The sequence below is a fragment of the Prevotella sp. P4-119 genome (assembly GCF_002251345.1).
Taxonomy (GTDB): Bacteria; Bacteroidota; Bacteroidia; order Bacteroidales; family Bacteroidaceae; genus Prevotella.
Window position 1 is genome coordinate 26,097 of sequence record NZ_NPJB01000058.1, and the last position, 25,036, is coordinate 51,132.

At 46.9% G+C, this 25,036-nt stretch carries 20 protein-coding genes and 1 tRNA gene; 9 read left to right on the top strand and 12 right to left on the bottom strand.

Annotated elements, in window-relative coordinates; genetic code table 11:
- Positions 1-306: 306 nt before the first annotated feature.
- The 5 genes from CIK89_RS06175 to rsfS form a co-directional block, all read right to left on the bottom strand.
- The gene (locus tag CIK89_RS06175) at positions 307-1,359 is read right to left on the bottom strand and encodes a hypothetical protein (protein WP_144007363.1); all 1,053 of its coding nucleotides are present in this window, start codon (positions 1,357-1,359) and stop codon (positions 307-309) included.
- 656 nt (positions 1,360-2,015) lie between these two features.
- The gene (locus tag CIK89_RS06180; RefSeq protein WP_094390551.1) at positions 2,016-2,969 is read right to left on the bottom strand and encodes a glycoside hydrolase family 5 protein; all 954 of its coding nucleotides are present in this window, start codon (positions 2,967-2,969) and stop codon (positions 2,016-2,018) included.
- A gap of 63 nt (positions 2,970-3,032) precedes the next feature.
- Positions 3,033-3,902, bottom strand: a complete 870-nt coding sequence (locus CIK89_RS06185) for a phosphatidate cytidylyltransferase (protein WP_094390523.1) — start codon at positions 3,900-3,902, stop codon at positions 3,033-3,035.
- Positions 3,899-5,965, bottom strand: coding sequence for an ATP-dependent zinc metalloprotease FtsH (gene ftsH, locus CIK89_RS06190; protein WP_094390524.1), 2,067 nt, complete (start codon positions 5,963-5,965; stop codon positions 3,899-3,901). The genes CIK89_RS06185 and ftsH overlap by 4 nt, the downstream gene beginning before the upstream one ends.
- A gap of 52 nt (positions 5,966-6,017) precedes the next feature.
- Positions 6,018-6,377, bottom strand: a complete 360-nt coding sequence (rsfS, locus tag CIK89_RS06195) for a ribosome silencing factor (RefSeq protein ID WP_094390525.1) — start codon at positions 6,375-6,377, stop codon at positions 6,018-6,020.
- Positions 6,378-6,524: 147 nt separating this feature from the next.
- Here rsfS and CIK89_RS06200 point away from each other — a divergent pair.
- Positions 6,525-6,595: transfer RNA gene (locus CIK89_RS06200), tRNA-Gln, on the top strand.
- Positions 6,596-6,710: 115 nt separating this feature from the next.
- On the opposite strand, the gene CIK89_RS06205 is transcribed toward CIK89_RS06200, so the two are convergent.
- A complete protein-coding gene (locus CIK89_RS06205; RefSeq protein WP_371593307.1) occupies positions 6,711-6,953 on the bottom strand; it encodes a transposase in 243 nt (80 codons plus the stop codon).
- A gap of 757 nt (positions 6,954-7,710) precedes the next feature.
- Between CIK89_RS06205 and CIK89_RS06210 the strand changes: the two genes are divergently transcribed.
- On the top strand, positions 7,711-8,877 hold the full coding sequence (locus tag CIK89_RS06210; RefSeq protein WP_094390526.1) for an FprA family A-type flavoprotein: 1,167 nt from the start codon (positions 7,711-7,713) through the stop codon (positions 8,875-8,877).
- Between the two features lie 13 nt (positions 8,878-8,890).
- Here the strand turns inward: CIK89_RS06210 and cmk are convergent, their stop codons facing one another.
- From cmk to surE, 5 genes are all read right to left on the bottom strand, one after another.
- Positions 8,891-9,589 carry a (d)CMP kinase gene (cmk, locus tag CIK89_RS06215; RefSeq protein WP_094390527.1) on the bottom strand — a complete coding sequence of 233 codons (699 nt, stop codon included), beginning with the start codon at positions 9,587-9,589 and terminating at the stop codon, positions 8,891-8,893.
- A 306-nt stretch (positions 9,590-9,895) separates the two neighbouring features.
- Complete coding sequence (gene porQ / locus CIK89_RS06220; RefSeq protein ID WP_094390528.1) at positions 9,896-10,840, bottom strand: type IX secretion system protein PorQ; 945 nt, start codon at positions 10,838-10,840, stop codon at positions 9,896-9,898.
- A 37-nt stretch (positions 10,841-10,877) separates the two neighbouring features.
- Positions 10,878-11,603 (bottom strand): DUF5020 family protein, encoded by a 726-nt coding sequence (locus tag CIK89_RS06225; protein ID WP_094390529.1) that lies wholly within the window; start codon positions 11,601-11,603, stop codon positions 10,878-10,880.
- 6 nt (positions 11,604-11,609) lie between these two features.
- Positions 11,610-12,725 carry a lipid-A-disaccharide synthase gene (lpxB, locus tag CIK89_RS06230; RefSeq protein ID WP_094390530.1) on the bottom strand — a complete coding sequence of 372 codons (1,116 nt, stop codon included), beginning with the start codon at positions 12,723-12,725 and terminating at the stop codon, positions 11,610-11,612.
- Positions 12,722-13,492 carry a 5'/3'-nucleotidase SurE gene (gene surE, locus CIK89_RS06235; RefSeq protein ID WP_094390531.1) on the bottom strand — a complete coding sequence of 257 codons (771 nt, stop codon included), beginning with the start codon at positions 13,490-13,492 and terminating at the stop codon, positions 12,722-12,724. The genes lpxB and surE overlap by 4 nt, the downstream gene beginning before the upstream one ends.
- A gap of 111 nt (positions 13,493-13,603) precedes the next feature.
- Between surE and CIK89_RS06240 the strand changes: the two genes are divergently transcribed.
- The 7 genes from CIK89_RS06240 to CIK89_RS06270 all read left to right on the top strand — a co-directional run bounded on the left by CIK89_RS06240 (position 13,604) and on the right by CIK89_RS06270 (position 24,194).
- Entirely contained in the window at positions 13,604-14,383 is a 780-nt protein-coding gene (locus tag CIK89_RS06240) for a ParA family protein (RefSeq protein WP_094390532.1), read from the top strand.
- Complete coding sequence (locus tag CIK89_RS06245; RefSeq protein WP_094390533.1) at positions 14,383-15,306, top strand: ParB/RepB/Spo0J family partition protein; 924 nt, start codon at positions 14,383-14,385, stop codon at positions 15,304-15,306. Before CIK89_RS06240 ends, CIK89_RS06245 begins: the two co-directional genes overlap by 1 nt.
- A 48-nt stretch (positions 15,307-15,354) precedes the next feature.
- Entirely contained in the window at positions 15,355-16,146 is a 792-nt protein-coding gene (locus CIK89_RS06250) for a DUF5683 domain-containing protein (protein ID WP_371593309.1), read from the top strand.
- 42 nt (positions 16,147-16,188) lie between these two features.
- Entirely contained in the window at positions 16,189-17,475 is a 1,287-nt protein-coding gene (locus CIK89_RS06255; RefSeq protein ID WP_094390534.1) for a lytic transglycosylase domain-containing protein, read from the top strand.
- 73 nt (positions 17,476-17,548) lie between these two features.
- Complete coding sequence (locus CIK89_RS06260) at positions 17,549-19,819, top strand: bifunctional (p)ppGpp synthetase/guanosine-3',5'-bis(diphosphate) 3'-pyrophosphohydrolase (RefSeq protein WP_094390535.1); 2,271 nt, start codon at positions 17,549-17,551, stop codon at positions 19,817-19,819.
- 43 nt (positions 19,820-19,862) lie between these two features.
- Positions 19,863-20,837 (top strand): pectinesterase family protein, encoded by a 975-nt coding sequence (locus tag CIK89_RS06265; RefSeq protein WP_094390536.1) that lies wholly within the window; start codon positions 19,863-19,865, stop codon positions 20,835-20,837.
- Between the two features lie 84 nt (positions 20,838-20,921).
- Positions 20,922-24,194: a S41 family peptidase gene (locus CIK89_RS06270; protein ID WP_254046628.1), complete on the top strand. Its 3,273-nt coding sequence runs from the start codon at positions 20,922-20,924 to the stop codon at positions 24,192-24,194.
- A gap of 187 nt (positions 24,195-24,381) precedes the next feature.
- Here CIK89_RS06270 and CIK89_RS06275 read toward each other — a convergent pair whose 3' ends face one another.
- Entirely contained in the window at positions 24,382-24,732 is a 351-nt protein-coding gene (locus tag CIK89_RS06275) for a MerR family transcriptional regulator (RefSeq protein ID WP_094390538.1), read from the bottom strand.
- Positions 24,733-25,036: the final 304 nt, after the last annotated feature.

Here is a 25,036-nt window from a genome sequence, read left to right on the forward strand (position 1 = left end):
ATGTTATTCTCCTTTTATTATTCATTTTATGTTTGTTATCTATAAAGAAAAGAGGCCCATCGTAAGAACGACAGGCCTCTTGTTTATTCTTTAAGTATCCACACGGCTGTTCGACTCACGATTCTTTCAATCTTGAGTTGCGCCACCACCATGCTGTAGATACAAATATTGTCATTGTATTTTTTTGTTTGAATGATTATTCGGGTACAAAAGTAATCATTTTCTTTTAATCTGCAAATAAATCGCCAGAAAAAACTACATAACGCACATAAAAAGTATAAATTTCCTACAATTTGTTTTTTGTCATCACCTTACCATGATATCCTGAATATCTACATACCCCCTCATGCGTTCTTCGAGTTTATCTTTGAGATTGTCTTTCGGCTGAAGTCCCAGCTTTCTGCGGATATTAGCACGTTGGGTATTGATATTCGACTCCGTTTTATTGAGTAGCGAGCAAAGATCGCTGAGTTTTCTGTCACGCAGAATGAGCTGTACTATACGTCGCTCAGAAGGTGTCAGTTCGGGGAAAGCCTTCTCAATGCGCTGGCTAACTGAAGCCTCAGCACGTATGAATCGCGTCACATTGGCAATTATATGTCGCTGCGTTGTTTCATCAAACTGTGCCAACAGCAACCGTGTTTGGTCTTCCGTGTATTCAGCCCTTGCCAGTCTGATATACGATTTCACTTGTTTCTTATTGAGTCGCAAGATGTGCAGTAATTCCGCTTCATCGTGTTTCATCATCGTGTTTTCCTTCTGCAGTCGTTCCGCATTGCTGGAAATATGCACACCAAGTACTCCTGTATAGAGCAAAGTCAGCACCACGATAGCCAGACTCTGTATCATCATCGGATCGTTGGTAAATAGTGCACACAATACATACGCCAATATCGATACACCTATATTAATAAGTGAAAACATGGTCTGATACGTAGCAAGTGAGAAAGTGATATTTCCCAATAGCACTATCATTTGTATAAGAATCACCACATGCATGTGTTGCATATCTGGCACAATAGCTCCATAGATAGCATTTGTAGTCATCACCACCAGTGTGGTGAGTGTCATGAGCCTTACTACTGTATTGACACGAAACCATTGCAGTGCATATCCAACAAACCAGATCCAAGTAAGAGCCAACAATGTTCCATTGCTATACTTAAAAAATTCACTTGTAGGACCAGTCAGTTCCATCAGATTGGCAACCAATCCAATGGAAAGTAGGAACGTGTACCAGCAGGTAATCAGCTGGCGTTGTGTGTCAAGATAGTTTTTCTCCCTATGGAAGAATTTCTTGGCCATTTGAACGAACGGTTCAAAATCCGCTCTGAATGACATATCGTCGTTACTATACATAATGGTCTGGGGTGGGTTGGTAATTACGACATTGATATCGTTGACAAAATTACGAAAAAAGTTTGAGATTGACCGTTTTTTAGGTAAAAATTTGATAATTTATTGTGTTTTTGACTATATTTAAGGTGCTGTAAATTTGTATATTGCAGTATATTACTATAATTTTGCAATCGTCAACAGGATGGATGCGCCGGGATAGAAGTTCCCATAACGAATCAATCAACCCGACTCATAAACACTACATGAATGACTATTTTGAAGATTTTACACCATGAAGCACTGATCTTTCTGTTAGTTACCGGTGCATTCACTTGATGACCTTCGTTGTTCGTATTCTCACCAAGCGTGGTATAGCACAAAAGCGAAGTATAAAAACACAAAAGGATATTATTATAGTTCTGTTTCTTACAGATGTGAATCTGCTACCCACAGAACCGAAAGGAGAAGTAAAGAGTGAGTGACTTCTCCATTTCGAAATTGCAACAGACAGCGATATTCATTAGTCCTTTTTTTATTCAAGAAAGAGCGACAGCCCAGCGGGGTCGTCGCTCTTTCCTATTTTTGTATTCATCATCATCAATCAGAATATCGGCTCAGACAGAATAATCCTCATCAAACAGATTCATCCCACTACACCTCATTTGGCAATGGGAATATTATTTATTGTATTTCCAAAGCAATCCTTTCACCAGTTTGCCATACTCCTTGATGACATCGTCGGGCCAAGGACCGGTGGCAGTAGCACGTGGCAAGAGCATTGAGCAACTCTCGTTTTTGTCGCTGATAGACCAGCATACCCAACTGATGCCAAGTCTTTCACACATCTGAATCCATTGTTCTTCACTCACAGGGTCAATCTTTCCATCACCACTGGCTTCAGTAGCACCACTTTCAGAGATAAACACGGGGATTCCTTTCTTTACAGCCTCTTCTGTTCGCTCACGCAGATAGTCGCCGTGTGTGGCTGCATAGAAATGTACGGTGTACATGATATTATTGAAACCCTGCAATGGACTCTCAGCCACCAAATGGATATCCTGATCCCAGTGTGGGCAACCTACGAGGACAATATTATCAGGGTCATACTTTCTGATTTCGAAAATCACCTCAGTAGCATACTTCTTCAGGTCAGCCCATGTATCTTCCACAGGTTCGTTATATATCTCGTAGATGACGTGCGGATACTTGCCGTAGCGCTGCGCCATACGACCGAAGAAGTCTTTAGCCTCAGCAGTTTTGAGGTTATGGCTGTGCCAGTCGATGATGACATAGACATTATTCTTGATAGCCGACTCAATGACCGGTGTCATGCACTGCATAGCGAAATCTGGATTCTCCAAGTAATTGTCTTCTATCAGTATTCCCATAGCAGCACGAATGACCGAAGCATTCCAATCCGTCTTGAGGGTCTTCACTACCTGTTTGTTATAGAATCGTGGCCAGAGATTATGCCATCCCAGACTGACGCCACGCAGGATAACAGGGTTTCCTTGTTGGTCACAGAGTTGTGCACCTTTCACTTGCAACTGTCCATACTGTTTTACGGGGTCTGCAGCCTTAACTGTTGCAGCTGCCATAAGCATAACGACAGCAAGAAAAAGCGTTTTCAATGCTGCCGGAAAGTGTTCATTCATCATTAGTTTTCTGTTTTGTTATTGTTAGGAGAAATTGGTTCAGAACAAAGAGATGGTGTAGAGATAGACCACAGCCGCAGGAATAGCCAAGAGCGAAGAGTCGAAGCGGTCGAGCATTCCTCCATGTCCTGGCAGTATATTGCCACTGTCCTTGATGCCCATGGTGCGTTTAAACAGGCTCTCCACCAAATCACCCCAGGTACCAAACACTACAACGACGAGTCCTAATCCGAGCCATTCCCATGTGGCCAGCATCGACGTCATGCCCAACAACTGCCCGTTATCTACATAATTAGCAATGCCCCATGCCACAGCCAATACTACGACACATCCACCGATACTTCCTTCCCATGATTTTCCTGGCGATACTCTTGGGAAGAGTTTGTGACGTCCAAGTAGCGAACCCACGCAGTAGGCACCCGTGTCGTTCATCCACAAGAAGACAAATACCGACAGTGGCAGTATGGGATTAAACATCACGATTCCCTCTGGTGTTGCATTAAATGCCAACACATTAAGTAGTGAGAACGGAAGTGCAATATACATCTGTGAGAACATCGTATATGCCCAGTCGTTGATTGGATCAGTTTGTTTCAGATAGAGTTCTGCAACGATAAGATAGATGACCGTCACCAGATAAGGGATAAACACCACCGATTTTGCCATTCCTCCATAGACATCGCTACAGAAGAAAGTCATGGCAAGGAAGAAATACACGCCAGCCACAGTAGTGATGAAGCGATTGATGGCCACCCCTTCGCGCTGATTTACCAGTCCACCAAACTCCCATATAGTGAGTCCGGTGATGAATGCGAAGAGCAGCACCATAGCTTCAGGGCGCAGAAAACTTGCCACAATGGCAGCCACAAATAATATACCGGTAATGGCTCTTACTATAAAGTTTTTCATTGATTTCCTTCTTTGTTTTGATTATCCGTATCGTTGTCATCCACTGGTGTGGCATTATTCTCTTGTTGTGCTTTCAGTGCAGCCTCAGCCTCCAGTCGCTTGCCACGTTCCTCTGCCATGCGCTCTGCTTCCGCACGCTGCTGAGCCTCAAGCAATTCTTCCGCACGACTGGTCCATGGGCGCTTGCCGAATATTTTCTCCACATCCTCTGCGAATATCACCTCACGCTCTATCAGTAGCTGAGCCAATTGAGCATGTCCTTCCTTATGTTCGCTGAGAATCTGCTTGGCACGGTCATATTGTTCGTTGATCATCTTCAGCACCTCATCGTCCATCACCTTAGCGGTCGTTTCAGAGTAAGGACGCTGGAACTGGTATTCGTTATTGTTGTAATAGCAGATATTGGGCAATTTGTCACCCATACCGGCATAGGCAATCATGCCATAAGCCTGTTTGGTAGTGCGTTCCAGATCGTTCATCGCTCCAGTAGAGATATGTCCGATGAAGAGTTCCTCTGCCGCGCGTCCGCCCAACAGTGAGCACATCTCATCGAGCATAGCCTCCTTGGTTTGGATTACGCGCTCTTCGGGCAGATACCATGCAGCGCCCAGTGCTCCGCCACGTGGCACGATGCTCACTTTGACGAGTGGGTTAGCATGTTCTGTAAACCATGATATGGTAGCGTGACCCGCTTCGTGTATAGCGATCGAGCGTTTTTCCTCGTTGGTCATGATTTTGGTTTTCTTTTCCAATCCTCCGATGATGCGGTCAACCGCATCAAGGAAATCCTGCTTGCCCACTCTATGGCTATTGTGGCGTGCTGCAATCAGGGCAGCTTCGTTGCACACATTAGCAATGTCAGCGCCAGAGAATCCTGGAGTCTGACGTGCCAAGAAGTCCACATCTACAGTATCGTCGAGTTTCAATGGTCTGAGGTGTACCATAAACACCTCCTTGCGTTCGTTCAAATCGGGCAGATCCACATGAATCTGTCTATCGAAGCGTCCTGCACGCAGCAGTGCCGAGTCGAGCATATCCGCACGGTTGGTGGCTGCCAGCGTAATAATTCCGCTGTTGGTACCAAATCCGTCCATCTCCGTGAGCAGCGCATTGAGCGTATTCTCACGTTCATCGTTTCCACCCATTGATGGATTTTTCGAGCGGGCACGTCCCACGGCGTCAATCTCGTCGATGAAGATGATGCAAGGAGCCTTTTGCTTAGCTTGTTGGAAGAGGTCGCGCACACGACTGGCCCCCACACCTACAAACATCTCTACGAAGTCACTTCCACTCATAGAGAAGAACGGCACGCCAGCTTCGCCCGCCACGGCTTTGGCAAGCAGCGTCTTACCCGTTCCTGGAGGGCCTACGAGCAGTGCGCCCTTGGGTATTTTTCCTCCCAGTTCAGTATATTTCTGTGGGTTTTTGAGGAAATCCACAATCTCTTGCATTTCCTGTTTTGCCCCGGCTTGACCAGCCACATCTTTAAAGGTAATGTTCAGTTCACCACCCTTTTCATACATCTGAGCCTTTGACTTTCCGACATTGAATATTCCTCCGCTTCCCCCTTTGCCACCGCTCATACGGCGCATGATGAATATCCAAATAACCACAATAATCACCAATGGCAAGACATTGATGAATATAGTATGAAGCAGCGCACTGTCCTGTTCGTTGTCGTATGAGAAGTCGCCACTGAATTTCTTCTGTGCCCGCGCCTGCTCCACAAAGCGTTCCACTTGTTCCACAGAACCGATTTCCACTTCCACTGTAGGGTTCTGCCCCACTTGTTTCACACCACCGTTGAAAACATCTCTCAGGTGTTCCTTTTTAGGATACATGTGAAGTACATCCTTGTTTTTATTGACCACAATCTTCTGGGCATATCCTTTCATCACCATAGTCTGAAACTGGGTGTATGTTCGTTTTATGTTGACGCTGGATGAAGAGCCACCCTGTGTGAACATTGCGATGGCAATGCCAATGATGACAAGTCCATAAAGCCAGCTCATATTGAAGCGTGGCATATTCATGTTAGGTTCTTTCTTTTGATTATCGTTCATACCTTATATATAATATATGGCCCGCCGCATGGGGGCCGTCATTGTTTCAATGTCAGTCTAAGTCGGGAAGGTGTTTCACGTCAGCATCGTCCCAGAGATGTTCCAAATCGTAGTACTCTCTCACGTCAGGCAGAAACACGTGCACCATGACATCGGCAAAGTCGATAGCCACCCACTGTGCCGCTTCCGTTCCAGCCACCGCAATAGGTTTCTCTGCGAGTTCCTTTCTGACGGTTTCCGCCACCGAGTCCGCAATAGCATCCACCTGTGTAGGTGATGCACCTTGGCATATTACGAAATATTTGCAGATGGTGCCTTCAATGTGTTGCAAGTCAGCCACCACGATGTCTTTACCTTTTTTCTCTTGTATTCCTTTTATTATAGTTTCTACGAGTTGTGTCGATTGTTCCATTTTTATTCTATTTGAATTGCAAAGATAAGTTTATTTCTTGATAATAGTGCTTATTATGCTGTTTTTTTGCAGTTTTTTAGAAAAAAATCGCGTTTTTTTTTGTTGTTTCAAAAAAAAGCCGTACCTTTGCATCCGCAATTAAGGCATTGGGGTATGGTGTAATGGTAACACTGCAGATTCTGGTCCTGCCTTTCCTGGTTCGAATCCGGGTACCCCAACACAGTGAGAGTGTTGCAAACTACGATGGTTTGCGGCACTTATTTTTTTGCTTTTTCCTTAGCAAAATATGTTTCTTTCTCCCATTCCGACCGCAATTTATGGCTCAGTAGATAATTAGTGGGGGTAAGCGTATATCATGGAAAGTCTGTAGAGAAAGAATTTCTCATCCCTAATTCCCCTTAGTGCTGCCCTGAAGGACTTGACTTTGGCGTTGAAAGACTCTGCTGCTGCGTTAGACGACCTGTTATTGTAGAAGTTGAGAATGTCATCATAGGTCTGTAAGCATCGGTTCGCCACGCGTACTTCCCCACCCCCATCATTACGTTTGACCGTGCGCTCAGTTATTTCAGTTTTCAATAAATTTCGAACACTCGAACACCAATACAGCCTAACTCACAGTAGTTCATGGTTTTGAGTGGTGTTCGAAACCTTAAGATTTCAAACACCCTTCGAACACCACTCCGACCACGTGAACCGCCAGCTATCCTCAACAGGAGACTCTGATTGAGCATACATATCGAAGTATACGTAGGGAGACTTGAGTTTATCAGACTTTTCTCAAGCCTTGATAATATTATTATCAAACGTTAGATAACACCATTATCAAACGTTAGATAACACCATTATCAAACGTTGGATAACACCATTGTCAAACGTTGGATAACACCTTTTTCAAACGTTGAAAAGACCTTTTTCAAACGTTAGACAACACTCTTGCCATACATTAGACAATACCTTGGCCATACATTAGACAATAGTCTTGCTAAACGTTATCAAAAGACTGTCGATCCGTTTTATTTCTGGCTGATTTCTGAGTGGCAATTGTTATTTTGACGGATAGATCTGAGTTTTCGTAATATGTTTTCGAAATTGTGTGGTCGATGTGTGGTCGATGTTTCATGCATCGACCACACTATAAAATACTAACCAACAATACGTTGCACGCTTCTGTGGTCGTGTGGTCGAAATTTCTTAAAAACTAAAACAACTGTAGCCTGGCGCACAGCACCGAAGATAGGCTGCACCTCGGAAGTACAAAAGAAAATCGGAATTTTCTTTTGTATTTCTCTCGGTTTGCACTATCTTTGTACCCAGAAACAAAAACGCAAGAAATATGAAGAACGTAACAGAAACAATTAAGTATATCGGCTGCGACGATGCTGATGTACGACTATTTGAATCACAGTATAAAGTGCCGGAAGGCATGAGCTACAACTCGTTTGTAATCCTCGATGAGAAAGTTGCCATTATGGATACCAGCGACAAGCGCACCATGGAACAATGGAAAGCCAACCTCGCTGAAGCACTCAACGGACGTAAGCCCGACTATCTCGTGGTGCACCACTTGGAGCCAGACCACGCCAGTGGACTCGGTGAAGTGCTGGCACTCTATCCCGATATTAAAATAGTATGTTCGGCACGTGCGCTGACCATGATTCCACAATACTTCCCCGATGCAGACCTTGCCGATAAGGCTATTGCCATGAAGGAAGGCGACACCCTCTCGCTGGGCGAACACACCTTGACATTCATCATGGCACCTATGGTACACTGGCCCGAAGTGATGGTGAGCTACGACAGTAAGGACAAAGTACTCTTCTCTGCCGATGCTTTCGGTAAGTTTGGCGTGATGGATGCCGATCCCGATGACTGGGCTTGCGAGGCAAGACGCTACTATTTTAATATCTGCGGAAAATATGGCAACCCCGTGACAACACTTTTGCAGAAGGCTGCAAAACTCGATATCCAACAGATTCTGCCTCTCCACGGTCCACTGCTGAAAGGTGAACAAATGGCTGAAGCCGTGCGTCTCTACAACATCTGGGGAAGCTACGGTGTGGAAGCAGAGGGTGTGTTTATCGCCCACGCTTCTATCCATGGATGCACCAAGGCTGCTGCAGAGATGCTGGCTGAGATACTCAAAAAGAAAGGCTGTAAGAAGGTGGCCATCTCTGACCTGTGTCGCGAAGATCAAGCAGAAGCCATAGAAGATGCATTCAAATATGGCAAAGTGGTGCTGGCTGCATCAAGCTACGACGCTGGACTGTTTCCACCGATGTACGACTTCCTGCACCATCTGACCATCAAGACATGGCAGAAGCGCGAAGTGGCACTCATAGAAAACGGAAGTTGGGCCCCAACAGCTGCCCGTGTGATGAAGCAGATGCTGGAGCCCATGAAGGATATTACCATAAAAGGCGACACCGTGACACTGCGTGGCGTGGTGAAGCCTACAGATATACCGGCTCTTGAAGCTTTGGCTGACGCCATTTTGGCGTAACAGCCTATAGGCATTAGGCTTTTGCCAATGCCTGACGGAACTGGTTCATCAACCACTCTTTCTGCTCGGCAATCGTCATCTGCGAATTGTCGAGCAGAATTGCATCTGATGCCTGACGTAAGGGAGACACCTCACGATGGGAGTCGATATAGTCGCGTTCTTCTACATTGCGCAAAATGTCGGCGTAATCAGCCTCCATACCCTTGCCTTTCAACTCATCATAACGGCGGCGGGCACGCACTTCGGCAGAGGCGGTGACGAAAATCTTCAGTTCAGCATCAGGAAACACTACGGTACCGATGTCGCGACCATCCATCACAACTCCTTTATCCTTGCCCATCTGCTGTTGTTGCGCTACCATGGCGGTGCGCACAAATGGTAAGGCTGCAATGGGACTGACGCGACTCGACACCTCCATGGTGCGGATGTCGTGCTCTACCAACTCGCCGTTGAGATAGGTGTCTGGGCGACCTGTCTCGGCATTGAAACGGAAGGAGATGTTGACATCGCCCCGGTCGATATGCTCGCGAAGGGCTTCTTCATCAATACCTTTATCGGTAAAGAGTCCGTTGCGCAGCGCATAGAGCGTCACACTGCGATACATGGCTCCCGTGTCAACATAGACGTATCCCACTTCGCGTGCCAAGTCCTTGGCCATGGTACTCTTACCACACGACGAATGACCGTCGATGGCTATCGTTATCTTCTTCATATCGTTTGTTTTTTTCGTTTGTAATTACAATCTTGATTCAAGTTTCGCAACTGAGGGAATTGATTGAAGTTAAAGAACGTTTTCGTTAAGCCAAATGAGCAGAATAAAGCTCGCTTTAATTCTGTCATGGCGAGAAAAGGTGCCATAAAATGGAAGTTATCACTCCCTACGGTCGTTCGGGAAGTTAAGAGACAATAGCCTTTTGCCGTAAGACGTAGGACATTTGTCCCTTAACTTCTCTCTAACTTCCCTAACTTCCCTTAACTTCCCCACATGCGATAGTTCAGTAATCTTGATAATTTGTTGTTAAAAACTATAGGACGCTCCCAACAGCAGCGACGAGGCTGACACATGGTAGCGAGCATACGCCACATGAAACTTGAAGCGCTCCAACTGCAGACCGGCACCACACGACAAGCCGGCGCCATGGCTGCTCTCACCATCGCCATCACTGAGACGCATCTCGCTGGGGCGACGGAAATGGTAGCCGGCAGCTACATAGACATGGTCGCCCAAGAAGACATCGGCACCGATGGTGAGGTGTTTCAGAAGCGACACATCCCAACTGTTGAGTCGCGACAACGTTGCAGAGAAGCGCAACGGAGCAGCAGAAAGGCGCTTGGAGATGCCTACTGCCACATCCAAGGGCAGATCTTCATGGGTGTCGGCATAGGTTTGGACCTGTCCACCCAGATTGCGTGCAGAGGCTGACAGGGAGATACCGTGATCTTCGTCGTAATAGTTGAGTCCTAAATCGGCAGCAATAGCCTGCGAATGGTAGCCTGCAAGATCGGAAGTGATATAGCGAAGGGCTACTCCACCACTCCACCTATCGCCCAAGAGATAAGCCAACGAGGCAGAGAGTGCTATGTCCTTGGCTGACAAATCGCCGAGGTCGGTGCCCGATGCATCCATCTGTCGCATGTCGCCATAGTCCATATACTGTGCACTCACAGCCCATGTGGCTCGTTCGCCCCAAGCCTTGACAAACGCTGCCGACGCCGTTTTCACTCCTTCCATATAGGTCATATAGTTGAGATTGAGCGTGCGGTCGGAAACATTGCTGATCAGGGCGGGATTATGAAACACCAGCGATGCGTCGTCGTCGCTAATACTGATATTGTCGCCACCCAATGCCGCAGCATGCACACTGACAGGCAAGCGGAGGAACGTATATACCTCCTGGCTTTCCTGTGCAACGGTGGCTGATGCCGTGCAGAGGCTGATGAGGGTCAGTATGACTTGCTTCATCGCTGATAATGTTTCCTGTGATTCTATTACGCAAGAATTAGAATGTCCACTTCACTGCCAATGTTGGATTGACAAAGAAGTTTTTGCCATTGTAGGTGTTGTAAACGAAGTTATGGCTGATCTCTACCTCGGAACCTACGCTGAGATTAACGTCTTTCATGCCAGGCAGGGTGTTGAGGTTGTACCAGAACTGCGGTTCGGTGAGCATCACCAGTTGTCCGTGACCGTTAGCTTTCTCTCCACGCCAGAAATCAATGAAGCCGGAGAAGGTGCAAGCCTTGTTGGCAAAAGTGATGCCCCATACACCGGTCAGCTGCATGCTATGGTAAGCGTGAGTATAGTCGTAGCTCTTGAAGTAGCGCTTGTAGAGCACTTGTACGGAATAGGTCTTGGAGAAATCGGAAGAATGACCGTTCCAGGCGGGACCCAACAGGGCTGCATGCTGGAAACTACCCGAACGGTTGAGACCGCCGTCATACTCTATATGGGCTGCAAGGGGTGATCCCTTGCCAAGATTGAACTCGCGCGAAATCTCGGTATAAGCGGCCTCCATGAACTTGCGGCTGAGGTCGAAATCCACAAAATAATACCATGAACCGAAGCGGTCGGCTTTGAACTGTTCAAGGGTGAGAGTCACCTTTTGACGGCCTGCTTCCTCGTCGGAATAGATATTACGGCCAAAATCGTAGTGCAGTTGTACGTTCTGTGCCTGTGCGGCAAGGGCAAAAATAGCCACAAGGCTACTGAGAATAACTTTTTTCATTGTTTGTTATTTTTGGGTTAATAATTGTATCATCTGTCGGGCTGCCACATCGGGAGCCTTGCTGTCACCAAGTATTTGCTGTACCTGCCGGTAACCTTCGAGCATCACCTGACGCTGAGCGCCACCAGGCAGGATGGCTTCGAGTTGCATTCGGATATTGTCAACGCTGAAAGTGTCTGCCACCAATTCGGTAACGACTTCGCGGTCGGCTATCAGATTGACCAGCGACACATAGCGTACCTTCAGCAGATGGCGACGAAGATAGCCAATGAGCCAAGGCAATGGAGTTTCATAACATACCACTTGCGGCACATTGAACATGGCGGTTTCAAGTGTGGCAGTACCACTGGTGACAAGGGCTGCCGTGGCTGTGGATAACAAATCGTAGGTCTGATTGCGCACCATACGGACTGCCGTGCCACGCAGAAAACGGTCGTAACAAGAGGGTTCGATGCCCGGTGCTCCTGCCAACACGATATCGTAACGGTCTGACAGATGGCGCGTGGCGGCTATCATGGCAGGCAGATTGTCTTTGATTTCCTGGCGGCGCGATCCTGCCAACAAGGCAATGACCGGACGCAAGGGCTGTTCGGCATGATGGGTGCTCTGATATTCGCGCACCTCCTGTGCGGTGGGATTGCCCACATAATGGATGGGGTAATGGTGCTTGCCTTCAAAAAATGCCACCTCGAAGGGAAGTATCGAGAAGAGTTCGGCTACATCGCGCTTGATATTCTTGATGCGATATTCCTTCCATGCCCATATCTTCGGGGCAATATAGTAATAGACGGGAATATCAGTATGGCGTTTGAGCCAGGCTGCTATGTCGAGATTGAAACCGGGATAATCGACAAGGATTACCACATCGGGGTGCCACGCTACGATATCGGCTTTGCATCGGCGCATGTTCTTGAGGATGGTGGGCAGATGGAGTAATACGGGAATGAAACCCATATAAGCCAACTCACGATAGTGTTTGACCAGCGTGCCACCAGCCTGCTGCATCTGTTCGCCACCGAAAAAGCGAAACTCTGCCCGTTCGTCAAAGGTCTTGAGCGAACGCATCAGACGTGAGGCATGAAGATCACCGCTCGCCTCGCCAGCTATCAAATAGTATCTCATTCGGTCCAATTGCTCATGCGGTCCAACATATCGTATGCCGTCTTCTGCTTGAAAAAAAAAGTAATAGCTACATAGCCATGGTCTAATGCCCATTCGTCGGTATCGTCCGATTCGGGCTCAAGATTGGCATAATGGCCTACCATCCACCAATAGTCGTAGTTGCGGGGATGATGACACTTCTCTACTTCATTATACCAGATGCCTTTGGTCATGCGACATACCTTAACACCACGAAACGAAGGCAACTTCGGAAAATTGACATTGAGACAAACTCCTTCGGGCAAACCTTCGGTCAATACACGTGCTACCATGCGGCGAACATAAGGGCGAAGAGGCTCGAAATCGGCATCATCACGATGGTCGCAAAGGGAAAAAGCTACGGAGGGGATGGACTTCATACAGCCTTCACGCACCACGCCCATCGTGCCGCTATAGTGGGAATTGACCGAAGCATTGTCGCCATGATTGATGCCGCCAAGCACCAAAGCAGGCCGACGATCGGGACAAAGTTCTGCCATTGCCAACTTCACACAATCCACGGGAGTGCCGTTGCACGACCAAATCTCTACTCCTTCCTCCTGATGCTGCTGATGTAACGTCAGCGGTAACGTGGCAGAGAAAGCACACGAATAACCGCTACGGGCTGAATCGGGCGCACAGACCAGCACGTCGGCAAGGTCGCGAACCATCGCCACAAGACTGTTGATGCCCTTGGCTGCATAGCCGTCATCATTGGAAATAAGTATCAGTGGTTTTCTTTTATCCATGCTCTGTTATATGATTTTGTTTGCAAAAGTACTAAAAAAGGTTGATATTTGACCGATTCTCAGAGAAAATTCGTAACTTTGCAACCTATATAAATTATTTAGAGATTGGATATGGGAAAGATTATCGCACTGGCAAACCAGAAAGGCGGAGTTGGAAAGACTACTACCACCATCAATCTGGCAGCATCACTCGCTACACTGGAGAAGTCGGTTCTCGTGGTCGATGCAGACCCGCAGGCCAATGCTTCCAGCGGACTGGGCGTTGACATCAAAGAAGTGGAATGCTCACTCTATGAGTGTATCATCGACAAAGCCGACGTGCGCGATGCCATCTATACTACCGACATCGACGGACTCGACATCATACCAAGCCACATCGACTTGGTGGGAGCTGAAATAGAAATGCTCAACCTCGACAATCGTGAGCGAGTGCTCAAAGACTTGCTGGCTACCATCCGCAACGACTATGACTATATTCTCATAGACTGTTCACCATCGCTCGGACTGATTACCGTCAACGCACTTACGGCTGCTGACTCGGTCATCATACCCGTGCAGTGTGAATACTTCGCACTGGAAGGTATCAGCAAACTGCTGAACACCATACGCATCATCAAGAGCAAACTCAATCCGCAACTGGAGATTGAAGGATTCCTACTGACGATGTACGACTCACGTCTGAGACTGGCAAACCAAATCTACGATGAAGTAAAACGCCACTTCCAAGAGCTGGTATTCAAGACCGTCATACAGCGTAACGTCAAACTGTCGGAGAGTCCAAGCCACGGACTGCCCGTCATACTCTATGATGCCGACTCTACAGGATCCAAAAACCATCTGGCTCTCGCCAAGGAAATCATCAACAAAAACAGTAATCAGACCAAACGATAATGACCGTAAGAAAGAAATACGACCGCAGCGTACTGGGAAGAGGACTCGATGACATGGGTGCAGGAAGAGGACTCGATGCACTCATCGACACGGGCAACGTACACACACAGGGTTCGTCAAACCTCAACGAGATTGACATCACTGAGATTGAACCCAACCCCAACCAGCCACGACGCGAGTTTGATCAGGAAGCACTACAAGAATTGGCCAGCAGCATCAGAGAGTTGGGCATCATACAGCCTATCACTCTCCACAAAACAACTGGCGACAAATATCAAATCATTGCAGGAGAACGACGCTGGAGAGCATCACAACTGGCTGGACTCACTAAAATTCCTGCCTATATCGTCACAGTAGAAGATGAGAACGTCATGGAAATGGCACTCGTCGAAAACATACAGCGCGAAGATCTCAATGCAATTGAAATTGCACTGGCATACCAACACTTGGCAGAAAAGGGAGGTATGACACAGGCACGCATCTCAGAGCGAGTGGGCAAAAGCCGTACCGATGTCACCAACCATATGAGACTGCTCAAACTGCCTGCACAAGTGCAAATGGCACTCAAAGAGCATGAGATTGACATGGGACATGCAAGGGCGCTACTTGCCATTGACAGCCCATCTATACAAATCAGACTCTTCAAGGAGATCCAGAAAGAAGGATACTCCGTCAGAAAAGTTGAAGAACTGGTGCAAGCGCTCAAGAACGGCGATGATATCAAAACCAGCAAAGGAAAAATTGCAGCAAAAAACAAATTGCCGGAAGAGTTCTCTTTGCTGCGCGACAGACTCTCACAATTCTTCCAAACTAAAGTGCAGATGACTTGTTCGCCAAAAGGAAAAGGCAAAATCAGTATTGCCTTCGACAACGAAGAACAGCTGGAACGCATCATGAATGCACTCGACAACAGCAATCAGTAATAAACAAAGATATGTCGTGTGCAACCTGTAATGGGTTGCACACGCAATATGTCTAACAACGCTATCTATCAGTTGAAACACTATAATAACATATCAACGCTGAAATTCGCAATATGCTCGCTACTGCTGGCAATATGCACCTCGGCCTATGCACAACAGCATAAGATCATCAAAGAGGATACTGCACCAGTGGACAGCATTGACCTGATGATGGCACGCATCGACTCGCTGGTCACTGCAGACTCTATCATCAACATGACTGCCAATAAAGACGAGCGATCAATACTACAGGTGGATTCCACCAAGCGCATCAAAGCGAAACGCGACTGGTCAACATGGAAACCTGATCCACAACGCGCACTTTGGCTGGCTCTGGTACTGCCGGGAGCAGGACAGATATACAATCGAAAATACTGGAAACTACCTATCGTATATGGAGGATTCATGGGATGTATCTATGCCATGACATGGAACAACATGATGTACAAGGATTACTCACAAGCCTACCTCGACATCATGGACGATGATCCAAATACCAACAGCTACAACAAATTCCTGCACCTCGGCATGCAGATAAACAGCAGCAACGAAGAAAGGTATAAACAGATATTCAAAAGTCGTAAAGACAAATACCGCCGGTGGCGCGACATGAGCTTCTTTGTGATGGTAGGTGTCTATGCCCTATCGGTCATCGATGCCTATGTTGATGCCGAACTATCGGTGTTCGATATATCAAAAGATCTCAGTCTGAAAGTAAAGCCTACAGTCATTCCCAACCATAACGGGGGGAATCCGCTGACGGCACAGTCGCTGGGTGTGAATTGCAGCCTCAACTTCTAATCACACACCACACTCACTAAAAAGAAAGCAACAAGAAAAGGAATGAACAAAAGACTTATTAGCATATTCACCCTGCTGACCGTCTTAATCATGGGCGTACAAGCACAGGTGGTGACTACAAACGAAGAAGATACCGACGAAGAGGATGAACTCATCGTTATTGACGAAGAGGGTAAAGAGGAAATTATCGAATTTCCTGAAGCAATGACCTATGACCTCGACAGTCTGCTCAACGAGTATATGGCGAAAACATATCTCACACCCGAAGACTGTAATACAACAAATGAAAATCCTTCATATCCCACAGAGGTGTTTGTCGAACGCCTCTACAGACTGCCTACCGTCATGGAAATGGCACATAATGAGGTAGTGCAACAGTTTATCGACAGATACTGCACCAGACTCAGACGCACTATAGGCTATGCACTTGGAGCATCCAACTTCTATATGCCTATCTTTGAAGAGGCGCTCGATCTCTACCAGATACCACTCGAACTACGCAATCTGCCTATCATAGAATCGGCACTCAACCCCAAAGCCGTATCAAGAGTGGGGGCAACAGGACTCTGGCAGTTTATGCTCACCACAGGAAAAACATACGGCCTGCAGGTCAACTCACTCGTTGACGAACGTCGCGACCCCATCAAGGCTTCGTTTGCTGCTGCACACTATCTGAGCGATCTCTATAAGGTGTTTGGCGACTGGAACCTCGTCATCGCTGCTTACAACTGTGGACCGGCTAACGTCAACAAGGCAATACAAAGGTCTGGAGGAGCAAAAGACTATTGGCAGATTTATCCCTATCTGCCAAAAGAAACAAGAGGTTACGTGCCGGCTTTCATAGCTGCCAACTACATGATGACCTACTACTCGAAGCATAACATCTGTCCGATGCACAGCACATTGCCTGCACAAACAGATACAGTGATGGTGGCGCGAAACATCCATCTGCAACAGATTGCTGGGGTGTTGGGAATAGACATCGAACAGCTTCGAGCACTCAACCCGATGTATCGACGCGACGTGGTACCCGGTGCCACACAGCCATACGCCATCAGACTGCCACTGGCTGACGTCAACCGATTCATCGAAATGGAAGACTCTATCAGCAACTATAGGGCAAGCGAACTGCTGACTAACCGCATGCAGGTGGAGGTTAACGATGATGTGCCTACCTACTATCATAAGAGCAAACGCTATGTGAAGAGCCGAAAGTGGCGCGTCACAAGACGCTCCCATATGCATCGCGGATCAAAATCAAAAGCACGACGTGGCAAGGCAAGGCACAGCAAGAAACGCAGCAAGGCACGCAGCAGAAGACGCAGATAAGACACTGCACCAATAACGATTCTTCCCTATATATAAATAAGGTATAGTATTCACCTATAATTGGCAAACGACAATGGACGAGGACATCAAAAACAAGGAAACAGCCGACAATGAATTGATTAACGGAGCCTTCCAACACTTGTTGGATACGTATTTGGCATCACGTCACCGCAAGAAAGTGGACATCATCACGAAGGCTTTCAACTTTGCAAGACAAGCACATAAAGGTGTCCGCCGACTGTCGGGGGAACCCTATATCATGCACCCTATCGCCGTAGCACAAATCGCATGCGAAGAAGTGGGACTCGGTTCTACAAGTATATGTGCTGCATTGCTGCATGATGTGGTGGAAGATACAGACTACACCACCGAAGATATAGAAAACATCTTCGGCTCGAAGATTGCACAAATTGTTGATGGACTGACAAAAATCAGTGGAGGTATATTCGGTGAACAGGCTTCGGCACAAGCTGAAAACTTCAAGAAACTCTTGCTCACTATGAGCAATGACATCCGGGTCATACTCATCAAAATATGCGACCGACTGCACAATATGCGCACACTGCAGTCGCAACCTGCCAACAAACAATACAAGATTGCAGGAGAAACACTGTATATCTACGCACCATTGGCGAACCGTTTGGGACTGAACAAAATCAAATCGGAACTGGAAAATCTGAGTTTCCAGTATGAACATCCCGACGAATACAATAGCATCAAGGCTAAACTCGCATCTACAGAAGCATCACGACGAGAACTCTTCGACCAGTTTACAGCTCCTATCGAAGAGGCACTCAAGAAGATGGGTATCAAGTATGAAATCAAAGAACGCGTCAAAACACCATATTCCATCTGGAATAAGATGCAGAATAAACATGTGACCTTCGACGAAATCTACGACATACTGGCAGTGCGCATCATCTTCACACCAGAGAAACGTGAGGAAGAGGTCAACGAATGTTTCAACATCTATGTTGCTATCTCTAAGATATACAAGTCGCACCCAGACCGATTGCGCGACTGGCTCAACCACCCAAAGGCCAACGGATACCAAGCACTCCATGTCACCCTGATGTCAAAACAAGGACGATGGATTGAGGTGCAGATTCGCTCCGACCGTATGGACGAAATTGCAGAACAGGGATTTGCCGCACACTGGAAATACAAAGAGGGCGAAGAGTACGAATACACTGAAGATGAGAGCGAACTCAATGAATGGTTGCGTACCATCAAGGAAATTCTTGACGACCCGCAACCCGATGCTATGGATTTCCTCGATGCTATCAAACTCAATCTCTTCGCATCGGAAATCTTTGTGTTCACACCGAAAGGCGAAATCAAAACGATGCCTGCAGGATGTACAGCACTCGACTTTGCATTCAGCATACACACCTTCTTGGGCTCTCACTGTATTGGCGCAAAGGTAAATCATAAACTGGTACCGCTGAGCCATAAACTCAACAGTGGTGACCAAGTGGAGATCCTGACATCGAAATCACAACACGTACAACCTTCGTGGATCAACTTTGTATCTACCGCCAAGGCAAGAGCTAAGATACAAGCCATACTCAGACGTGACGGCAGAGAGATGCAGAAACAAGGCGAAGAAATACTCAATGCCTTCCTGACCAAGAACGAGATAGAGAATACCGCTGCTACCATTGACAAACTCGCTGCGTTCCATGAAGTGAAAAACCGCGAGGAACTGCTTCAAGCACTGGGAGAGAAGACTATTTTGCTGGGAGAAAAAGACCTCGACGAACTGCACGGCAAGAACAATCCAAGCACTATAAAAGGTTGGCGACGACTCGTACCGTTCCTCGGACGTAGCAAGCAACAGAAGAAAGAGGATACCACACAACAGGAATTCTTTGTGGTTCCAGAAAACTTCAACCGCAAGAAACCAATCTATATCACAGACGACAATATCGGACAATATAAGTTCCGACATTGCTGCCACCCTATTCCTGGTGACGATATCCTGGGATTCATCGACAACAAGCACCGTATCGAAATACATAAGCGTGCCTGTCCTGTGGCTGCTAAGCTCAAGACCAGCTATGGCAACCGCATACTCGATGCCAAATGGGATATGCACAAGAAACTGTTCTTCGATGCATGCATCCGCATACAAGGTATCGACCGTGTCGGTATCGTTATGGATATCACAAGCATCATATCCTCACAACTCAATGTCAATATCCATAAATTCTCTATTACCAGCGAGGAAGGTCTCTTCGACGGATCTATCGAACTGCGCGTCCACGACAGAGAAGATGCCAAGATTATCATGGATAAACTCAAGAAGATTGAGGACATCAAAGACGTGTCACAGATTATGTGATCGTCGGTATGGACTATAACTGAACATCAAACTGCTATACAACATGAAAAAACTAATCTGCATGATTTATGCCTTATGTGCCGTAGTCGGTATGGAGGCCAAAGAGAATTTTGACAACCCAGACACCATCGTAGTGGCACGTGATGGTACAGGACGCTTCCGCAATGTGGCAGAAGCTATCGAGGTGTGCCGCGCCTTTATGGACTATCACAAAGTGATTTATGTCAAAAAGGGCATCTATAAAGAGAAGCTCACCGTTCCACAGTGGCTCACCAATATAGAAATATGTGGAGAAGACCGAGACAATACCATCATCACATGGGATGACCATGCCAACGTATATCTACCAGAAATCGGTAAAGGCATGGGAACTTTCCGTACCTATACCTTGCGCATAGGAGGTAGTCATATCACTTTGAAGAACATTACCGTTGAGAACAATTCTGCACGACTCGGACAGGCTGTAGCCCTACATACAGAAGGTGACTGCCTGCTTTTTGTCAACTGCCGATTCTTGGGACATCAGGACACCATCTATACAGGTAATGCCAGCACACGCCTCTATTTTTCCGGATGCTATATAGAAGGTACTACCGACTTTATCTTCGGTCCTTCAACAGCATGGTTTGAAAACTGCGACATCTACTGCAAAGCCAATTCATATATCACAGCGGCTTCAACGCCAAAAGAAGTGACCTACGGTTACATCTTCAACAACTGTCGCATCACTACAGCACCCGATGTAACAAAAGTATATCTCGGACGTCCTTGGAGAGACTATGGCTATACACTCTTCATGAACTGCCAGTTGCCTCAACAGATACGTCCAGAGGGTTGGCATCATTGGCGCGAAGAGGCTAAACAGACCGCACGTTACATGGAATACAACAACCAAGGTGAAGGTGCTGCCACCGACAAGCGTGCCACATGGAGCAAACAACTCACCAAGAAGGAAGCACAGAAAATCACAGTGGCTAATGTCTTTGCTCGCAACGACAACTGGACGCCCCTACCCTAAAGCTAACGGAGGGATAGTGTGACAGAGTCCGAGCTTTTCCGTAATAATCATTACTATCAATATCAATTACTTATCAAAAAAACTATGACTATGCACAACGTGTTTTCAGCGGCTTGCCGCTTGTTCATGGCCTTGTTCTTAATGGCCATGCCTCTGTCATCACGTGCTGAAACACCGTTATGGTTGCGTTTCTGCGCCCTGTCACCAGACGGACAGACCATCGCCTTTTCCTATAAAGGCGACATTTTTACAGTGGGAATTAATGGTGGCAATGCCCGTCAGCTAACGACCAACAGTGCCTATGATGCTTATCCGGTATGGAGTCCTGACGGAACAAACATTGCCTTTGCCTCTGCACGCGAAGGTAGTCTCGATGTCTATATCATGCCGGCTACCGGCGGAACGCCTACCCGACTCACCACACATAGTGGCAATGAGATTCCATTGGTATTTAGCGATGCACAACACGTACTCTTTAGTGCCAATATGATGCCTGCCGTTTTGTCGAGCCAACTCGCCAGCAGCACCTTCCCTCAGGTTTATGAGGTCAGTACTACTGGCGGACGTCCACGACTCTACTCCACCATCACCATGGAACAGCCAAGCATCAATGCCAATGGCGATGTGCTCTATCATGACGTGAAAGGATATGAAGACCCATTTCGCAAACACCATGTGTCGGCTATTACTCGCGACATCTGGTTGCTCTGCAAAGGACAATACACCAAGCTGACTTCCTTCCGTGGCGAAGACCGCAATCCGGTATGGGCTCCCGATGGTCGTTCATTCTATTATCTGAGTGAGAAAGACGGCACTTTCAACGTATGGAAGCGCAATACCGATGGCAGTGGCGAACAGCAACTGACCCATCATACCAAGAACCCCGTACGATTCCTTACTGCTGACAAGAAGGGCACTTTGTGCTATGCTTATGACGGCGAAATCTATGTCATGCAGAACGGACAGGAACGTAAGGTCAATATCAATATCACAACCGACAACAACGACCGTAGCGTAGTGCGCAGAATACTACATTCTGGTGCAACAGAGATTTGTCTTTCTCCCAACAACAAGGAGATTGCCTTCATTCTCCATGGCGATGTCTATGTAACAGCCATCGACTACAGCACTACTCGTCAGATTACAGATACTCCAGAACAGGAGCGCGACCTCTCGTTCTCACCTGATGGACGCAGCATTGCTTATTCTTCTGAGCGCAATGGAGTATGGCAGATCTACCGCACTACACTGACAGAGAAATCAGAGTCACAGTTTGCCTATAGCAGCAATCTGACAGAAGAACGTCTCACCGACGGACAACATATTTCACAACAGCCAAAGTACAGTCCCGATGGTAAACAACTGGCATTCTTCGAAGACCGTGGCGACCTGCGTGTACTCGACATCGCCAGTCGTTCGGTACGCACCGTGCTCGATGGAAAATATCAGTGCAGCTATACCGATGGCGACCTATGGTTTGAATGGAGTCCCGATAGCCGTTGGTTGTTGGCAAGCTATATTGGCAACGGTGGATGGCATAGTCCCGATGTAGCACTAGTTGATGCTTCAGGTCAGAAACCCGTATTCAACCTGACCAACAGCGGTTATAGCGACGACAATGCTCGGTGGGCATTGGGTGGTAAAGCCATCATCTACCAGAGCGACCGTGCCGGTTATAGAAGTCATGGCAGTTGGGGAGCTGAAAGCGATGAATACATCATGTTCCTCGACCAAGAAGCCTACGAGCGCTTCCTAATGAGCAAAGAGGAGAAGGAAATCTACGATAAGAAGCAGGCAGAAGCTCGCAAGGCAAACAACAGCCAGAGCAAATCTGCAAAAGCAAACAGCAAAAACAACAAGAATAGCAAAACCGACAAGGGCACTCAAAAGCCTGCCGTCAAACCATTGGTATTCGACCTTGACAACTGTCAGGACCGTATCATCCGTCTCACCGTCAACTCAAGTCATCTGGGCGACGCCATACTCAGTCCTAAGGGTGACACGCTCTATTATCAGTCACGCTTCGAAGACGGTTACGACCTCTGGTGTCATAACCTCCTTGAAGAAAAGACCGAACTGGTAATGAAGAATGTGGGCTATGGCAATATGCAGGCTGACGCTTCATTCAAGCACATCTATCTGTTGTCAAGAGGCATCAAGAAACTCGACCTTGCGAAAAACAAGAAAGAGACTGTCGAGTTTGATGCACCATCCAACTATCGTGGCTATGAAGAACGCCAATATCTGTTCGACCACACTTGGAGACAAGTCAAAGAGAAATTCTACGATCCCGAACTGCATGGTGTTGACTGGGAAGGCTATCGTGACATCTATGCACGTTTTCTCCCACATATCAACAACAACTACGACTTCCGTGATATGTTGAGCGAGATGCTCGGTGAACTCAATGGTTCACATACTGGTGCACGTTACCGCACTGCTGGTGCCACATTGAAGACTGCAAGTCTCGGAGTGTTCATCGACCAGCAATATGATGGCGACGGACTGCGCATCGAAGAAGTCATCAAACGCAGCCCATTAGCACTTCATGGTTCTGAAGTAAAGGCAGGATGCATCATTGAGAGCATCGATGGTCATGAAATCAAAGCAGGTGCCGACTACTTCTGGATGCTCGATGGCAAAGCAGGAAAGTCTGTCCGCCTCAGCATCTACAATCCCCGTAACGGACAGCGTAAGACCATCAACGTGAAAGCGATTAGTCAAGGCCAACTCCAGACTCTGCTCTACAAACGTTGGGTAGAACACAACGAACACTTGGTAGATAGCATTTCCGGTGGACAGGTTGCTTACGTGCATGTAGAATCTATGGACAGCGAAAACTTCCGCAAGGTATATAGCAAATTGCTCAACGACAAGAACCGCAACCGCAAGGCTGTTGTTGTTGACGAGCGCCACAATGGTGGAGGTTGGCTTCACGACGACCTCTGCACCCTGCTCAGCGGGAAACTCTATCACAACTTCGTACCACGTGGCAAATATGTGGGACGTGACCCACTCAACAAATGGGTAGCTCCCTCTTGCATCTTGATGGATGAAGACTGCTATAGTAACGGTTCGGGATTCCCTTGGGTATATCGCGAACTGGGCATTGGCAAACTCATCGGTACACCTGTGGCAGGTACAGCCACCAGTGTATGGTGGGAAACCCAGATGGACCCCACCCTCGTTTTCGGTATTCCGCAGATTGGCAAGAAGGATATGCGTGGCAACTATATGGAAAACCAAGAACTCTTGCCCGACATCGAGGTTTACAACACCCCCGAAGATTTCATCAACGGTCGCGACCCACAGTTGGAAACTGCTGTTCGTGAGATGATGCGTCAAGCAGGATTGTAGGATTCCATCCACAAATACCTATAAATATATTACGCCCCAACTCCTCTATGGATTGGGGCGTTTTTCAATTTCAACCGGTCATAATCATATTGAGTTCACCCAATTCGACCATTAGGACTCAATATATATATGTATTCAAACAAAAAGAATTGTTCATGAGGATTTATATTCAAACAAAAGGACCATCTCAAACAAGATAGTCCATTTGTTTTTTCAGTGCTTGCAATTCCGTTCGGATATCAATCAACCTGCTTAATACATCAGTTTTGTTGGCAGTACCTCGTTTGTTGGAATTGAGAATTTTCTTGGCTGCAGCAATCTTAAAACCGCGCACCTTCACCAGATTATGTATTGTGCGCAACAGATCGATGTCACTTTGCTGATACTGTCGTATCTTTGCCGGTCCCGAAGTTTTTGGTTTGAGCATAGGAAATTCAGTTTCCCAGTAGCGCAATGTGCTTTCGTTAACGTCAAACATAGCCGCCACTTCGCGGATAGAATAATACATCTTCAGATTCTTGTTCAAGTTGAGTGCCATAATCGTATCGGTTTATTTCTTTGCAAAGATACGATTAAGTGAGCGAAAAACCAAATTTATTTGAGGTTTTCCGAACGTGAGTATCTTCGCAACTATGTTGCAGAGATACGATTAAGTGAGCAAAATCCAAAAGAAAAACACGTTTTTCTTTTAGATTATCGAACGTGAGTATCTAAGAGGCAACGCCTCAAAGATACGATTAAGTGAGCGAAAAACCAAATTTATTTGAGGTTTTCCGAACGTGAGTATCTTCGCAACTATGTTGCAGAGATACGATTAAGTGAACAAAAAATCAAATTTCCAT

Coding starts and splice junctions, on each gene's coding strand:
- CIK89_RS06175 (WP_144007363.1), bottom strand. CDS start 1,359: ATGTATAGTAACGACGATATGTCATTCAGAGCGGATTTTGAACCGTTC.
- CIK89_RS06185 (WP_094390523.1), bottom strand. CDS start 3,902: ATGAAAAACTTTATAGTAAGAGCCATTACCGGTATATTATTTGTGGCT.
- ftsH (WP_094390524.1), bottom strand. CDS start 5,965: ATGAACGATAATCAAAAGAAAGAACCTAACATGAATATGCCACGCTTC.
- rsfS (WP_094390525.1), bottom strand. CDS start 6,377: ATGGAACAATCGACACAACTCGTAGAAACTATAATAAAAGGAATACAA.
- CIK89_RS06210 (WP_094390526.1), top strand. CDS start 7,711: ATGAAGAACGTAACAGAAACAATTAAGTATATCGGCTGCGACGATGCT.
- cmk (WP_094390527.1), bottom strand. CDS start 9,589: ATGAAGAAGATAACGATAGCCATCGACGGTCATTCGTCGTGTGGTAAG.
- porQ (WP_094390528.1), bottom strand. CDS start 10,840: ATGAAGCAAGTCATACTGACCCTCATCAGCCTCTGCACGGCATCAGCC.
- CIK89_RS06225 (WP_094390529.1), bottom strand. CDS start 11,603: ATGAAAAAAGTTATTCTCAGTAGCCTTGTGGCTATTTTTGCCCTTGCC.
- lpxB (WP_094390530.1), bottom strand. CDS start 12,725: ATGAGATACTATTTGATAGCTGGCGAGGCGAGCGGTGATCTTCATGCC.
- surE (WP_094390531.1), bottom strand. CDS start 13,492: ATGGATAAAAGAAAACCACTGATACTTATTTCCAATGATGACGGCTAT.
- CIK89_RS06240 (WP_094390532.1), top strand. CDS start 13,604: ATGGGAAAGATTATCGCACTGGCAAACCAGAAAGGCGGAGTTGGAAAG.
- CIK89_RS06245 (WP_094390533.1), top strand. CDS start 14,383: ATGACCGTAAGAAAGAAATACGACCGCAGCGTACTGGGAAGAGGACTC.
- CIK89_RS06250 (WP_371593309.1), top strand. CDS start 15,355: ATGTCTAACAACGCTATCTATCAGTTGAAACACTATAATAACATATCA.
- CIK89_RS06255 (WP_094390534.1), top strand. CDS start 16,189: ATGAACAAAAGACTTATTAGCATATTCACCCTGCTGACCGTCTTAATC.
- CIK89_RS06260 (WP_094390535.1), top strand. CDS start 17,549: ATGGACGAGGACATCAAAAACAAGGAAACAGCCGACAATGAATTGATT.
- CIK89_RS06265 (WP_094390536.1), top strand. CDS start 19,863: ATGAAAAAACTAATCTGCATGATTTATGCCTTATGTGCCGTAGTCGGT.
- CIK89_RS06270 (WP_254046628.1), top strand. CDS start 20,922: ATGACTATGCACAACGTGTTTTCAGCGGCTTGCCGCTTGTTCATGGCC.
- CIK89_RS06275 (WP_094390538.1), bottom strand. CDS start 24,732: ATGGCACTCAACTTGAACAAGAATCTGAAGATGTATTATTCTATCCGC.